The organism is Streptomyces sp. NPDC085481 (assembly GCF_044541845.1).
Taxonomy (GTDB): domain Bacteria; phylum Actinomycetota; class Actinomycetes; order Streptomycetales; family Streptomycetaceae; genus Streptomyces.
Genome location: NZ_JBITTJ010000008.1, coordinates 99,700 through 113,922 on the forward strand (window position 1 = coordinate 99,700; position 14,223 = coordinate 113,922).

Consider the following 14,223-nt stretch of genomic DNA (forward strand, 5'->3'; position numbering starts at 1 on the left):
GGTGGCGGGCCGAGCGTGGGTCAGGCTCCCGTTCCCCGCTTGTGGCGGCGCCACACCCACCAGCCGCCGACCGTCACCGACGTCGTGAACAACGTGATGGTGAGGACCGGCCACTGGCGGTCGGCGAGCCGCGCGTCGGTGAGCGCGACCGCCACCAGTGCCACGAGCGGAACGAGCAACGACAACAGCGCGCGCACCAGCGCGAGGAAGGTCGCCGGATTGATGCGGGCCGGACGGCGCGTGATGCGCTCACCCGCGTAGAAGACCGTCGCCCGGTCCATGAGCTGGATCGTGTTGCGGTGGTAGCAGAACGCCAGATAGGGCAGCCAGACCAGTGGCGCCACCAGACCCACCAGGAAAACCAGGCCCACCAGCGCCCACTGGCCGAGCCGGACGAGCAGCCGGGGGTTGTCCTCCGACGGGGTGAGGACGCCGAGCACCTTGGCCATGCGCATGGTCAGACCCCACAGAGCGGTGATCCGTCCGGGCCGCTTCCCGGCCGGGGCGCGTGGAGCGGCGAGCGCGGCCGCTGCCGTTTCGGTGTCCTCGTACACCCCCTGCAGGACGAGGAGTTCGGCGGCCCGCTCGGGGGCGGCGGGATCGCGGCCCTCCAGGCTCGCCAGCTCCAGCACCATGCGGGCCTGCGACAGCAGCGCGGCGCAGAAGACGAACGGGACGAGCACGATGAACGGCCCGCCGACGAACGCGCCCTGCGCCGAGACCGCCCGGTTGCCGACCGTCACCACCCGGTGGCGCAGTTCGGCCGGGCTCGCGTCCGGATGGCGCCGGCGCAGCCGCTGCACCGCCCGGCCCGCGCTCTCGCCGACGTGTCGCGGCGCGAAGTCGGCGAGGAGCTCGGGCAGGCGGCCGGGCTCGGCCATGGCGGCGCGCAGAAAGGAACGGGAGAGTTCCGCCGGGGCGTCCGGACCGGTGCCCGCCGCCTCGGCGTCCTCCTCCTCGTCCTCTCGCCGGCTCAGGACAGGACCTTGGCCTTCGCCTTCTCGAACTCCTCGTCCGTGAGGGCTCCCTTGTCCCTCAGGTCCGCGAGCCGGGCGAGCTCGTCCGCGTGGCCGCCCGTGCCGCCGCCCGGCCCGGTGCCCGCCGTCTTGCGGATGTACTCCTGGAGCGCGGCCTCGCTCTCCTCGGCCTGTTCGACGTCCCGCCGGCTCATGCCCTTGCCGCGCGCGATCACGTAGACCAGCACGCCGAGGTAGGGCAGCAGGATGCAGAAGATCAGCCAGCCGGCCTTGGCCCAGCCGTTGAGGGAGTGGTCGCGGAAGATGTCGGTGATGACCTTGAAGAGCAGGAACAACCACAGGACCCAGAGGAAGAACCAGAGCATCGTCAGGAAGAGGTCGAGCAGGGGGTAGTCGTCCATGCCGGTGCTCCGTTTCCCGCAGGCCCTCGGGTGGCCCCGCCTATCAGCGAGTGTTGCCGAAGGCCCGCACGCCCGCATGTCGTGACCGCGGTGCCCTGCGGGGACCTGCTCAGCCCTTGCGAGCCCGCAGGGTCGCGAGCGCCCGGTCCGCGTGGGCGCTCATCCGCAGCTCGCTGCGCACGACCTCGAGCACCTTCCGGGCCTCGTCGATCACGAAGGTGACCCGCTTCGTCGGCGCCAGCGAGAAGCCCCTCTTCACCCCGAACCGGTCCCGTATCGCACCCGTGGGGTCGGAGAGCAGCGGGTAGCCGAGCGAGTGGCGGTCGGCGAACTCCTGCTGGCGCGCCACCTCGTCCGTGCTGATGCCCACGGGCCGGGCGCCGACGGCCTGGAACTCTCCCGCGAGGTCGCGGAAGTGGCAGGCCTCCGCCGTGCACCCGGGGGTGAGGGCGGCCGGGTAGAAGAAGAGGACAACAGGTCCCTCGGTCAGCAGCCCGGAGAGTGAGCGGGGCGTCCCCGTTTCATCCGGAAGAGTGAAGTCCTCGACGATGTCACCGACGTTCATGCGCAGGGACGTTACCGCACGGTAGTCGCGGCCGTCACCGGCCCTGCCGCGCCGTCTGCAGGGCCTCACGGTCCGCCAGGATCGCCAGGACCCGCTCGCCCCAGCGCAGGTTCTCCTCCTCGAAGGCCCGGCCGCGCATCAGCGTCAGATACGGTCCGACCCGCTCGGCCTCCCGCAGATAGGACTCCTCGTCCCGGCCGGCGAGCATCCACTCGCGCAGCCGGGCGTAGCGCGCGAGCTTCCCGCGGGCCCACTCCATCCGCTCCCGCACGTGCTCGCGCACCGCGGCCGTGTCGCCCTCGTCGCACGCCTGGACCTGCACCATCAGCTCGTCGCGGACCGCCGTCGGCTTCGGCGGGTGCGTCGTGTACGCCACGAGGTCCTGGCGGCCCGCCTCGGTGAGCGTGAACATCCGCTTGTTGGGGCGGCGTTCCTGCTGCACCACCCGGGCCGCGATCAGTCCGGCCTCCGAGAGGCGGTCGAGCTCACGGTAGAGCTGCTGCGGCGTCGCCGCCCAGAAGTTGGCCACGGACACGTCGAAGAGCTTGGCCAGGTCGTATCCGGACGCCTCGCCTTCCAGGAGGGCTGCGAGGACCGCGTGCTTGAGAGACATTCCGCCACGCTAGCAGTCCGTTGAATAGTTTCCTCCACACCTATTCACCTGCAAAAGGGCTGGTGAGGGGCGGGGTCCAGGCCGCGTGACGCAAGATCATCCGTACGGATACGGCCGAGGGCGTCAGCCGCATCAGCGCGTTGCGCAAGGGTACGGCGACCGGGTGGGTCAACTGCTGCCCCAGCCGTCCTGCCTGCCGGGCCGCGGCTGCCACGGCGGTGGTGCGCGGGCGCCGCTCGGCGTCGTACCGGGCGAGTGCCGCATCCACCCCCGGCTCACGGTCGAGCGCCGCGGCCAGGACGACGGCGTCCTCCAGGGCCTGGCAGGCGCCCTGGCCGAGGTTCGGGGTCATCGCGTGGGCGGCGTCGCCGAGCAGCGCCACCCGCCCCGAGACGAACGAGGGCAAGGGGGTGGCCAGTTCCGCGACGTCGTGGTGGAGGACGGCCTCGGGGCGGGTCGCGGCGAGGAGCTCGGGGATCGGCGCGTGCCAGCCGGCGAAGCGTCGGCGCAGGACGCCGAGCGGGTCCTCGTGGCGCACCCCGGCAGGCGCGTTGAGCACCGCGTGCCACTCGGCGCGCCCGTCGGCGAAGGCGATGTGTCCGAACTCCGCCCCCCGTCCCCAGGTGATCTCGAAGTCGGTACGGAGATCCAGCGGCCGCTCCGTTACGGCCCGCAGCACGGTGGAACCGCAGTGGACCGGGCCCGGGTGGCCGGGGAAGAGGGAGCTGCGCAGGCGACTGCCGACGCCGTCGGCGGCGACCACCAGATCCGCCTCCAAGGGCTCGCTTCCGGTCCTGCACTCCACCCGCGCCCCGCCTCCCCGGAGCGTGGTCGCGGCGGTGGCCGTGACGCCGACGCGCAGGGCGCCGGTCGGCAGGGCGGCGCGCAGCAGCCGGTGCAGTTCGGCGCGGGGGATGCCCACGATGGGGGAGCCGAGGGCCCGTTCCAGCGCGGCGCCGTCCATCCGGGCGAGCCAGGCGCCGCGCGGGGTGCGGGTGCCGCCCGTGTACTGGCCGCGCCCCGCGGCCCGTACGGCGGCGCCGGGCCCCAGGGCGTCGAGGGCGTGGATGCCGTTGGCGGCGAGCGAGATGCCGGCGCCCGCGTCGGCGAGCTCGGGCGTGCGGTCCACGACCGTCACCTCCCAGCCGACCCGGCTCAGTCCGATCGCGGCGGCGAGCCCCCCGATCCCGGCGCCGACGACGACGGCTGTGTGTCCCATGTCCGTGCCCCTCTCCCGTAGGACCGGCCTGCCGGCCCCCGGTCGTACGCGACCCGTGTCCGTACGGCCGGCGAAACCGTCCGGCCTTCTACATCTGTAGAAAGCCGTCGGGTGAAGCCTAGCGCCGTCCTCTACAGGTGTAGAAAGAGGGGGTGAATCCCGCATCCGATCGCCGTACCCTCCTCGCCGACGCCGCGCTCGGGGTCCTCGCCGACGCCGGGATGCGCGGCCTGACCCATCGCGCCGTCGATGCCGCCGCCGGACTGGCGGCGGGGACCACTTCCGCGTACTTCCGCACCCGTTCCGCCCTGCTCGTCGCGCTCGTCCGGCGGCTCGTCGAGCTCGACCAGGCCGAACTGCGTGCAGCCGCCGAGCGCTCGCCGGCGCCCCGTACGGCCGCCGAACTCGTCCAGGGTCTCGCCCTGCTGATCGCGGCCCGGACCGGCGGCGAGGGCCGGCGCCGCTCACTCGCGCGCTACGCCTGCGTCCTGGAGAGCGTGCGCGACCCCGAACTGCGGGAGATCCTGGTCCCGAGGCAGAACCCGGGGCGCGAGGCGGTCCGGGCCTTTCTCGCCGCCCGTGGTGTGGCGGACCCCGAGACCCGCACCCTGACGCTGCTCGCTTGTGTGGACGGTCTCGTCCTGGACCGTGTGGTCGCGGGGGTGGAGCCGCCGGGGGGCGGCAGGGAGCAGATCGAAGGGCTCGTGGCGGCCGCGCTGCGTTGACGTGCAGCCAAAAGGCTGCCTATCGTGGAGGTGGCGGCAGACCGCGAGTGAGGTGGGGCGATGGACGTGGTGTTCAAGGCGCTGGCGGACCCCAACCGCCGACGGCTGCTGGACCGCCTGAACGCCCGGAACGGCCAGACCCTGCGCGAACTGTGCGCCGGTCTGGACATGGCCCGCCAGTCCGTCAGCAAGCACCTGGCGCTCCTCGAGGCGGCGGGACTCGTGGTCACGGTGCGGCGGGGGCGGGAGAAGCTGCACTACCTGAACGCCGCCCCGATCAACGCCCTCGCGGACCGTTGGATCGGGCAGTACGCCCGTGAGCGCGTGCGCGCGCTCGCCGACCTGAAGTCAGCAATGGAGCAAGCGCCGATGGACAGCAACGCGTTCGTCTACACGACGTACATCCGCACCACCCCCGACGAGCTGTGGGAGGCGCTGACCGACCCCGCCTTCACCCGCCGCTACTGGGGCGTGGCCTTCGAGACCGACTGGGCCGTCGGCTCGCCCATGGTGTGGGACGAGGGCGGCCGCAAGACCACCGACCCCGAGCAGGTCGTCCTCGCCGCCGAGCCGGGACGACGACTCTCGTACACGTGGCACACCTTCACGCCTGCCTGGGCCGAGGCCGTCGGCATCGGCGAGGAGACCTACGCGCGGCTCGCCAGGGAGGGACGCTCGAAGGTCACCTTCGAGATCGAGCCGGCCGGGGACATGGTCAAGCTCACGGTCGTCCACGACGACCTGGGCGGCACCATCCGCGGCCTCGTCGGAGAGGGCTGGCCCGCACTGATGGCCAGCCTGAAGTCGCTCCTGGAGACCGGCGAGGAGCTTCCCGAGGTCCCGCGCTGACCCTCACCCCCGACGCGTCGTACCGGCCTCCGCGTTGGTGCTTTCGAGTCGTGTCACGAGCCTCTCGCACGCCACGCCCGGTCGGTTGATCATATGTCCCGCCCCCGATCCGCTTTGATGCACCGGTCAGACCAGGTCAGCACCGGCGAGAAGGGGTGGGTGCCCGACGTGTCGTCACACAGCAGCATCAAGGGGTGGAGCGCGCTGGCCCTCGCCGCCGGGGCCGTGCTCGCCCTCAACGCGGCCCGGCCGCCGGCCGTCGCCGCACCCGCCGCCGCGGCCGGCACCCCGCTCGTCACGGTCGGTGCCTGCCCCGCGACCGGCGGGCCCTGCACCGCGCCGCGCCGCACCGTGCCCCTCGACGGGCGGCCGTTCACGCTCGACGCGAAGGCCACCGGACCGCTCGACCTCGCCCTGCGCACCCCCGGTTGGCTGACCGACGTCACCGTCACCGACCCCCGGGGCCGCCGGGTCGCCGGCGCCGTCAGCCGCGACGGCAGACGCTGGACCAGCGCCGAGCCGCTCCCCGCGGACGCCCGCTACACAGCCCGCCTCGTCCTCGAACGCACCGACGGCGGACGGCACCGCCGCCACCACGCCCGCCTCGGCCTCCGTACCCGCGCGGCTCCCGCGGGCGAGCGGCTCACCGCGGAGTTCGGACCCTCGGGCCCGGACACGTACGGAGTCGGCCAGCCCCTCACCGCCGAGCTCAGCCACTCCGTGCCCGCCGGCGATCCCGAGGCGCGCCGCGCCGTCGAACGCGCCCTCGACGTGCGTTCCGTACCGCGGGTCGAAGGCGCCTGGTACTGGGTCGGCCCCTCCACGCTCCACTACCGGCCCCGCCACTACTGGCCCGCCCGGGCCACCATCAGGGTCCACAGCGGCCTCGACGGGGTCCGGGTCACCGAGGGGCTCTTCGGCGGCCCCTCCGCACCGCTCACCCTCACCACCGGCGACCACGTCGAGGCCGTCACCGACGTCGCCGCCCACACGATGAACGTGCTGCGCGACGGCCGCGTCATCCGCACCATCCCCGTCACCACGGGCAAGGCCGGCTACCGCACCCGCAGCGGCACCAAGGTCGTCCTCGGGAAGGAGGCCACCGTCCGCATGCGCGGCGACTCCATCGGCATCGCCCGTGGCAACAAGGAGTTCTACGACCTCAAGGTCCGCTGGGCCACCCGGGTGACCTGGAGCGGCGAGTATCTGCACGCCGCGCCCTGGTCCCTCGACGCACAGGGCAGCGACGACGTCAGCCACGGCTGCACGGGCATGAGCACCGAGGACGCCGCCTGGCTCTTCCGCACCCTCAGAGAGGGCGACCTCGTGCGGGTGGTCAACGGATACGGCGCGCCGATGAGCCCCTTCGACAACGGCTACGGCGACTGGAACCTGGACTGGACCGAGTGGCGCGAGGGCAGCGCCCTCGGGCCCGCCGCACCCCGTACCGGACGCGCGGCCGGCGCGCTCCGGCCCGCACTCTGACGACGAACCCAGGAGTCACGATGACGGAGATCGCCAAGGTCGGACTCGCCGACGGCGTGCTGTACGTGGAAGCCGAGCGGCTCGGCCCCGAGCAGGACCTCGAAGGGATCGGCGACCGGATGCCCGACCTGTCCGGCGTCACCGCTGCCCTGTCCTCCTTCGCCGGCCAGCTCGGCGACGCGCTGCACCGGGCCGCGCCCGACCGTGCGACGGTGGAGTTCGGCTGCCAACTCGGCCTGGACAGCGGCAAGCTCACCGCGCTCGTCGTGCAGGGCAGCGCGAGCGCGAACCTGCGGGTCACGCTCGAGTGGGCCAAGTCGTCCCGCTGAGCTCATCCGGTACGGGATGCCCCCCGCCCGGCATCCCGATCGCCGCCGGTCCCGACCGGTGTGGACGGGCCCGGCTCGGCGATCTGCAGCCGGGGGCGGCGCTGGAGCCCCGCGCCGACCAGGACGCCGAGGGCGATGGCGGCGACCGTGACGACGGTGTCGACCAGGCTGGACACGCCACCGCCGGTATTGCCCGCGACGATGATCTCCGAGACGCTCGTCAGCCCGACCGCGCCCGGCACGATCAGCCAGAAGCAGGGCAGGAACACCACCTGGTCGGGGGTCTTGGAGCGGCGCTCGATCCAGCCGGCCATGGGCGGCAGCAGCATGCCGGCCGCGAACGCGCCGAACGTCGTCCCGGCCAGCTCGCTCGCGGCCGACTGCACCAGCCGCTCGGCGAGCAGGGCGCCGAGCAGCCAGCCGGTGACGCGTGGGGGCGCCGAGTAGTAGAGCAGGAACCCGAAGCCGAGGAGCAGGACGCCGACCCAGGGCGCCCAGACGCCCAGCGCCTCGGACGGCGGCCTGCCCACCGGCCGGGCACGGACCAGCTCCGTGCCGACGAGGATCCCGAGCGCCAGGAGCAGCAGCACGTTGACCGCGCCCGCGAGCCGGGAGATGCCCGACAGGGCGGCGCCGGTGGCCAGTTCGATGGCGCCGAGCGTGAGCGCGGCGCCCGGCAGGAAGGCGATGAGCGGCGGGATGGCGAGGAGGGCCGGCACCTCGTGCAGGACCGGACCCGCCCAATGGCGCGACACCACGGTCACCAGGACCGCCGCGACCACCGGCAGCGCCGTGCGCGCGGCCGGCAACCGGTCTCCGAAGAGCCGCAGCAGACCGACCCCGGCACCCAGGACCGCGTACCCGAGGACGGCGGCGACGGTCGCGTGCCGCATCACGCCGAGCCCCACCGTGAGCAGGATGTAGCCGAGCACGGTGGCGGCGGGGCTGAACCGCTCCGGCTGCTCGCGCTCGGCGCGCAGCGCCGCCCGTACCTCCGCGAAGGGCAGCTCCTCGGCGCGCAGCCGCTCGACGAGCGACTGCAGGGCCTCTACCTGGTCCAGGCGCAGGACCGGCCCTTCGACGGGGGCGAAGTCCAGTTCCCCGCCGCGCCCGTCGGGCCCGCCCCCGACGCGTACGAAGAGTCCCGTGGGCACGACGAAGCAGCGGGCCCGCATCCCGTAGCGGGCGGCGACGTCGTGGATCACGTGCTCCACCTCGGCGGTCCGCTCCCCGGCGCGCAGCAGTTCGGAACCGAGCTCGCACAGCAGGGCGGCGAGGTCCCGCAGCCGCTCCCGTCCGGCGTCCTCGGCCTCCGGCAGGGTCACCGTGTCCGGGAGGCGGCGGCGCAGCGGAAGCAGCGAGGCCACTCTGCGGGCGAACGCCCGCAGATCGAAGGAGGACAAGAGCCGCATTACGGAAAGGTATCAGCGCGTTCGCCCCATCAGCGGTCCCTTACACGCGCCCCCCACCCGCCGTGTCCGCCGACAGCCGCTGCGCGGCGTGGATCGGCCGCCCACCGCCACGGCGCCCTGCACCTGACGCCCTGTGAGGGCACCCGGCTGGTGCTGGTGACGCCGGAGCGGTGAACGGCCCTGCCCCGATGGGCGGGACTACCGGTACTCGACCGTCAGCGTCACCGGCGCCGCCTGGTTGACGAAGAGGTACGCCGTCGAGGCCGGCGCCGACGCGAAGCCGAGCCGCACCTGCGTCGTCCCGCTCCGGTCCAGGGCCGCGAGCGCGGCAGCCGACAGGTCGGTCGACGCCGCGCTCCCCGACGAGAACGCGCCGAACTCCGCCGCGCCCGCGACCGTCGCCGCCGCGGACCAGTCCCCGGCCTCCACCGCGCAGCCGCCGAAGCAGCCCGTACGGACGTCGGCCAGGAGCCTGTTGCCCGCGGGTGAGGACCACGGATCGCCCGAGCCGCTCGACCGGGTCACCGTCAGATAGGCCCGGGTGACCTCCTTGCCCGCCGGGATCCTCGAGGTGTCGAAGGAGAGCAGCGTCCGGTTCACCTTGCCGTCCGTGCCGCGCCCGAGGGCGAAGCCGGACAGGTCCTCCAGCGTGCCGACACTCGCGCCCGAACCGTCGGCCGCCGCCTTCACGTACCCGTCCTGCGCGTCCACGCTCGACAGGGTCACCGAGCCGCCGCCGGTGGGCGGGGGAGTGGTGCCGCGCAGCGCGCGGACCATGCCCATCACGGCCTCGATCTGCTTCCCGCCGTGCCGCGCATAGGCGGGGTCGCCGAGATAACCCCACCAGTTCCAGCAGCCGTTGGGGTTCTCCAGCGTGCCCGTCGGCACTGCCTGCGGATACAGCACGATCATGTCGTTGGTGTCCGCGTACTCGTTCAGGTAGGCGCCCTCGACGAACCGGGTCCCGAAGCCCTGGTAGCCGTACCCCTGCTTGCAGCCGTGCAGTGCCACCATCAGCGAGCAGGACGCGCCGCCCGCGCAGGACGCCGGCACGTACGCGAATCCGTCGGCGTCCATCGACAGCGCCGCGGCCGAGCCGCCGGGAGCGTACGCGTTCTGGTCGAAGCGGATCAGCGTGCCCGAGGGCGCGGTGGCGGGCGCCGCGACCGACCCCAGGAGATGGCCGAGCAGCTCCTGCTCGGCGTCGGCGCCGCAGTCGTTGATGAACGGAGTCTGCGTCACCGCACAGGCGTTGGGGCCGAGCGGGCTGATCCACGCGTGCCCGGCCGGCGTCGTGCGGTCGTAGCGGACCCGGGCGCCGAAGTGCCCGTAGTAGTCGGCGAGCGCGGTCGCCACCGGCTGCTTCACCGTCGTGTCGTTCGTGCCGCTGAAGACGTAGACGGGATCGCCGGACAGGTTCGCCACCGGATCGACGAGGCCCTGCGCCGACCAGTCACGGGTGGTCTGCTCCAGCTTGGCGAGCTGGAGGCCCTGCACGGTGTCCATGCACGCGTTGAGCGCTGCGGCGAGGGTGTTCTGGGCGCAGTAGTACGGGCCGGAGGCGAAGGCCGCCGAACCGGAGAAGGTGCCCGAGTACGCCACGTGCAGCTGCGTCGCCATGTACCCGCCGGACGAGACCCCGGCGGTGTACACGGAGCTCACGTTGTACGGGGTGAGGGTGCCGGGCACCGGCGCGGGGGCCGCCGCCGCGGCGGGGGACGCGGGGGCGGCGAGGAACAGGGCGGTGACGGCGGACAGCAGCAGCGCCGCGAGGCGGCGCGGCCGTGGCGCTCGCTTCGTTCGCGGCGCAGGTGGTGTTCGAGTGGCTCGCATGACGGCTCCTGTGCGGCTCGTTCGATGGGGATGCGCCGGAGGTTAGAGGCCTCGCGAACCGCGCCCCTATGGGCCGGGAAGCCACAAACAACGGGCCGGAGTATGGCGCTCCACGACCTGGCAGGCCCGCCGGGCCTTCGGGGCGACCTGCGAGGATGACCGCATGAGCACCGGTGCGAGGGACGTCCTGCGACAAGGCCATCGCGTCCTACGCGGAGGACCTCGACCGGGTGGAGTGACGCCGGCCGGAGCCGGCCTCAGTCGTTCACGGCGGTCAGCAGGACGACGGCGTCGTCCAGGGCGGTGAGCCCGTGCCGCTCCTTCGGGAGCATCTGGAGCTGCCCCGCCGCCAGCTCCTCGCCCCGACCGGACGCCGTCAGCTCCACCCGGCCCCGCAGCACCTGGAGGCTCGCGGCCGGCGGCGCGTTGTGCTCGTCCAGGGACATGCCGGAGACCAGGGCGATCACGCTCTGCCGGAGCACCCCGTCGTGCACCACCACATGGGCGCTGCGGCCGTGCGCCGCGGCACGCGCCTTCGCCAGGTGCTCGTCGGCGAGGGCGCCGAGGTCGAAGGCTGCGGGCTCCTGCATCGTGTCTCCCTGCGGGCTGCGCGGACCGGTACCCCCAGCCTTGCGCGTGCCGGCCGTCGCGCAAGTCGACGTGCTCCGCGACCGGAACGCGGCCCCCAGCCCGATCGGCCGGCTCGGCCCGCCCGGAATGCCCAGGCCGCTCAGCCCGCCCAAGCCGCCGAGAGCCGTGAAGCCCACGGCCGCCAGGACCGTCGCCTGCCAGCCGTACGCCCCGTACAGCCAGACCGCCGTGAACGAGCCGAGCGCGCCGCCGCCGAACGTGGCCAGCATGAAGACCGTGTTGCAGCGGGCCGCGACCTCGCGGCCGAGGCCGAGGACGCGCGCCTGGTTGGCGATCTGGCAGGCGCTCGTGCCCAGGACGACCAGACCGGCGCCCGCCACCAGCGCCACGGGCGAGCCCGGCGCCAGACCCGCGACCGCGAGGCCGAGCCCCACGCACCCCAGCGCCCCGCGCCCCACCGCCCCCGCGCCGTACCGGTCGGTCAGCCGCCCCGCGTACGCCGAGGCCAGCGCTGCCGGCACGGTCAGCAGCCCGAAGAGGCCGGCCGCACCCGGCCCGTACCCCAGCGGCGGGGCCGCCAGATGGAAGACCAGCGCCGCCCAGAAGACGCTGTACGCGGCGAACACGCACGCCCCGACGAATGCCGGGACCCGCAGGTCGCGGTGGGCGCCGAGCAGCCGGGGCAGCCCGGCGAGCATCCGCCCGTACGGGACGGGGGGCCGACCCGGTCCGGCGAGCCGCTCCGGCAGAGCGCGCGGCAGCACCCACAGCAGGCACGCGGTCGCCACGGCCGCCACCAGATAGGGGGTCCGCCAGCTGCCGGTCGCGTCGGAGACCACGCCCGAGACCGTACGGGACAGGGTGGAGCCCAGGGTGAGGCCGAGGCCGATGACGCCGACCACCCGGCCGCGTCGCTCGGGCCCCGCGAGGGCGGCCGCCACCGGTGTGAGGATCTGCGGCAGCACGGTCGTCGTCGACAGGGCCAGGGTCGCGAACAGGAGCGTGAGGACGTTCGGGGCCGCGGCGGCGGCGAGCAGGGCGCCGCTGGTCGCGGCGAGCAGCGACCTCGTCAGCCGGCGCAGCCGCGCGGTGTCGGCGAGCGGGACGAGCAGCAGGAGGCCGAGCGCGTACCCGGTCTGCGCAGCCGACGCGACCAGGCCCGCCGTCCGGTCCGGGACGGCCAGACCGCGGGCGACGGCGGCCAGCAACGGCTGCGGAAAGTAGATGTTCGCCACGGTCACCGCCCCGGCCACTGCGAGGACCAGGACGTTCGGTGGAGCGGCGGCGGGCGTGGGCACGGGAGTGCGCGGCCGGGAGGAGAGGAGGGGCACGTCCCTCAGACTCCCGCCCGTCGAAGCGGCCCATCAAGGTGCAACAATGCAAACGGCGTTGAGTCAGGCTAAACGATCGGAGGCGGCCCGTGCTCGAACGGCACGAAATCGAAGCGTTCCTGACCCTCGGCGACGAGCTGCACTTCGGCCGCACCGCCGAGCTCCTCGGCGTCTCCACCGGCCGGATCAGCCAGACCGTCAAGAAGCTGGAGCGGCGTATCGGCACCCCGCTGTTCACCCGCACCAGCCGCAGCGTCCGTCTCACCCCGGTCGGCCGTCGCCTCCACGACGAACTCCGGCCCGCCCACGCGCAGATCCTCGCCGCCCTGGACCGTGCCACCGCCGCCGGCCGCGGCTTGCTCGGCGCCCTGCGGGTCGGCTTCGGCTCCCCCTGGGGAGGCGAACTGCTCACCGCAGCCGTCGACACCTTCCTCGCCGGCCACCCCGGCTGCGAGCTGACCGTCCGCGAAGTCCCGATCGACGCCGGGACGCGCCCGGTCGAGGACGGCGAACTCGACGTCCAGTACGCCACCTACCCGGTCGGTGTCCCCGGCCTCGCCACCGGCCCGGTCCTGGTCCGCGAGGACCGCGTGCTGATCGTCCCCGCCGCCCACCCGCTGGCCCGCCGCGCCTCCGTCGGCCTGGAGGACCTCGCCGGGCTCACCCTGGTGACCACCGGCCGCACCCAACCCCGCGCATGGCGCGAGGCGCACTACCCGACCCGCACCCCGTCCGGCGCGGCCATCGCCCACGGTCCGGCAGCCGCCACCTGGGAGGAGCTGCTCTCCCTGGTCGGCGCGGGCCGCGGCGTCTCCCCGGGCGCAGCCCGCGGGGCCCGCTACCACCCGCGCCCCGGCATCGCGTACGTACCCTTCCACGACGCCCCGCCCCTGGAGTACGGGCTCGTCTGGGCCACGGCCGCCGAGTCCGCCCTCATCAGGGCCTTCTCCGAGACCGCGGCGCGTGTCCGGGCGCCGGAGGGCGCGCTGCCGCGGCTACCGTGAGCCGGTGCAGCGTGCCGAGGACCGGCTGACGCTCGCCGCGTTCGCCGCCGTCGCGCTCCTCGCGGGCGGCAACGCGGTCGGCGTCCGCTTCAGCAACCGTGAGCTCGACCCCCTGTGGGGCGCGGCCCTCCGCTTCGGCGCGGCCTCCGTGCTGCTCCTCTCCGTCATGGCCGTACGGCGGATGCCCTTCCCGCGCGGCAGGGCGCTCGCGGGGGCGGCGCTCTACGGGATCCTCGAGTTCGGCGTGACGTTCGCCCTCGCGTACTACGCCCTCGTCCACATCCACGCCGGACTCGGCCAGACGATCCTCTCCCTGACCCCGCTCGCCACCCTGCTCCTCGCCGTGGCGCAGCGCCTCGAACGCTTCCGTGCGACCGCCGCCCTCGGCACGGTCCTCGCCACCGCCGGCGTCGCCGTCATCTCCCGCGCCCCGCTCAGCGGCGGCGTGCCGCTGCTGTCCTTCCTCGCGATCCTCGGCAGCATGCTGTCCTTCGCGCAGGCGACGGTCCTGGTCCGGCGGCTGCCCAAGGTCCACCCCGTCACCATGAACGCGGTGGGCATGACCGCCGCCGCGGCCCTCCTCTTCGCCGGCTCGGCCGCCGCCGGGGACACCTGGCGCCTGCCGGACCGTGCCGCCACCTGGTGGGCACTCGCCTACCTGGTGGTGGCCGGCTCCGTGCTGACCTTCGTGCTCTTCCTCTTCGTGGTGCAGCACTGGGACGCGTCCCGGGCGGCCTACGTGTTCGTCGTCATCCCGATCGTCACGATCGTGCTCTCCGCCTGGCTCGACGACGAACCCCTCACCGCCTCCCTGCTCCTGGGCACCCCGCTGATCCTCGCGGGGGTGTACGTGGGCGCGCTGTGGCGGCGGCAGCCCGCCCAGCCGTGA

14 protein-coding genes are annotated in these 14,223 nt (G+C 73.9%); 6 read left to right on the forward strand and 8 right to left on the reverse strand.

From position 1 onward, the window contains the following. Positions 1-20: 20 nt before the first annotated feature. The 5 genes from ACIGEZ_RS18745 to ACIGEZ_RS18765 all read right to left on the reverse strand — a co-directional run bounded on the left by ACIGEZ_RS18745 (position 21) and on the right by ACIGEZ_RS18765 (position 3,775). The gene (locus tag ACIGEZ_RS18745) at positions 21-881 is read right to left on the reverse strand and encodes a hypothetical protein (protein ID WP_399832340.1); all 861 of its coding nucleotides are present in this window, start codon (positions 879-881) and stop codon (positions 21-23) included. A 92-nt stretch (positions 882-973) separates the two neighbouring features. After that, entirely contained in the window at positions 974-1,378 is a 405-nt protein-coding gene (locus ACIGEZ_RS18750; RefSeq protein WP_399832342.1) for an SHOCT domain-containing protein, read from the reverse strand. A gap of 109 nt (positions 1,379-1,487) precedes the next feature. Beyond that, positions 1,488-1,943 (reverse strand): peroxiredoxin, encoded by a 456-nt coding sequence (locus tag ACIGEZ_RS18755; protein WP_399832344.1) that lies wholly within the window; start codon positions 1,941-1,943, stop codon positions 1,488-1,490. A gap of 34 nt (positions 1,944-1,977) precedes the next feature. Then, a complete protein-coding gene (locus tag ACIGEZ_RS18760) occupies positions 1,978-2,556 on the reverse strand; it encodes a PadR family transcriptional regulator (RefSeq protein ID WP_399832346.1) in 579 nt (192 codons plus the stop codon). Between the two features lie 40 nt (positions 2,557-2,596). Further along, positions 2,597-3,775, reverse strand: a complete 1,179-nt coding sequence (locus tag ACIGEZ_RS18765) for an FAD-dependent monooxygenase (RefSeq protein ID WP_399832348.1) — start codon at positions 3,773-3,775, stop codon at positions 2,597-2,599. A 221-nt stretch (positions 3,776-3,996) separates the two neighbouring features. Here ACIGEZ_RS18765 and ACIGEZ_RS18770 point away from each other — a divergent pair, with 221 nt between their 5' ends. The 4 genes from ACIGEZ_RS18770 to ACIGEZ_RS18785 all read left to right on the forward strand — a co-directional run bounded on the left by ACIGEZ_RS18770 (position 3,997) and on the right by ACIGEZ_RS18785 (position 7,163). After that, positions 3,997-4,500, forward strand: coding sequence for a TetR/AcrR family transcriptional regulator (locus ACIGEZ_RS18770; protein WP_399832734.1), 504 nt, complete (start codon positions 3,997-3,999; stop codon positions 4,498-4,500). A gap of 60 nt (positions 4,501-4,560) precedes the next feature. After that, on the forward strand, positions 4,561-5,349 hold the full coding sequence (locus ACIGEZ_RS18775; protein ID WP_399832349.1) for an ArsR/SmtB family transcription factor: 789 nt from the start codon (positions 4,561-4,563) through the stop codon (positions 5,347-5,349). Between the two features lie 168 nt (positions 5,350-5,517). After that, the gene (locus tag ACIGEZ_RS18780) at positions 5,518-6,834 is read left to right on the forward strand and encodes an Ig-like domain-containing protein (RefSeq protein WP_399832351.1); all 1,317 of its coding nucleotides are present in this window, start codon (positions 5,518-5,520) and stop codon (positions 6,832-6,834) included. A 20-nt stretch (positions 6,835-6,854) separates the two neighbouring features. Beyond that, positions 6,855-7,163, forward strand: coding sequence for a CU044_2847 family protein (locus ACIGEZ_RS18785; RefSeq protein WP_399832354.1), 309 nt, complete (start codon positions 6,855-6,857; stop codon positions 7,161-7,163). 2 nt (positions 7,164-7,165) lie between these two features. Here ACIGEZ_RS18785 and ACIGEZ_RS18790 read toward each other — a convergent pair whose 3' ends face one another. From ACIGEZ_RS18790 to ACIGEZ_RS18800, 3 genes are all read right to left on the reverse strand, one after another. Further along, entirely contained in the window at positions 7,166-8,575 is a 1,410-nt protein-coding gene (locus ACIGEZ_RS18790; protein ID WP_399832356.1) for a threonine/serine exporter family protein, read from the reverse strand. Between the two features lie 198 nt (positions 8,576-8,773). Further along, on the reverse strand, positions 8,774-10,408 hold the full coding sequence (locus tag ACIGEZ_RS18795) for a poly(3-hydroxybutyrate) depolymerase (RefSeq protein ID WP_399832358.1): 1,635 nt from the start codon (positions 10,406-10,408) through the stop codon (positions 8,774-8,776). A 257-nt stretch (positions 10,409-10,665) separates the two neighbouring features. Then, the gene (locus ACIGEZ_RS18800; RefSeq protein WP_399832360.1) at positions 10,666-12,330 is read right to left on the reverse strand and encodes an MFS transporter; all 1,665 of its coding nucleotides are present in this window, start codon (positions 12,328-12,330) and stop codon (positions 10,666-10,668) included. 89 nt (positions 12,331-12,419) lie between these two features. On the opposite strand from ACIGEZ_RS18800, the gene ACIGEZ_RS18805 reads away from it, so the two are divergent. Both ACIGEZ_RS18805 and ACIGEZ_RS18810 read left to right on the forward strand, forming a co-directional pair. Continuing rightward, a complete protein-coding gene (locus ACIGEZ_RS18805) occupies positions 12,420-13,334 on the forward strand; it encodes a LysR family transcriptional regulator (protein WP_399832362.1) in 915 nt (304 codons plus the stop codon). 4 nt (positions 13,335-13,338) lie between these two features. Next, on the forward strand, positions 13,339-14,223 hold the full coding sequence (locus ACIGEZ_RS18810; RefSeq protein WP_399832364.1) for a DMT family transporter: 885 nt from the start codon (positions 13,339-13,341) through the stop codon (positions 14,221-14,223).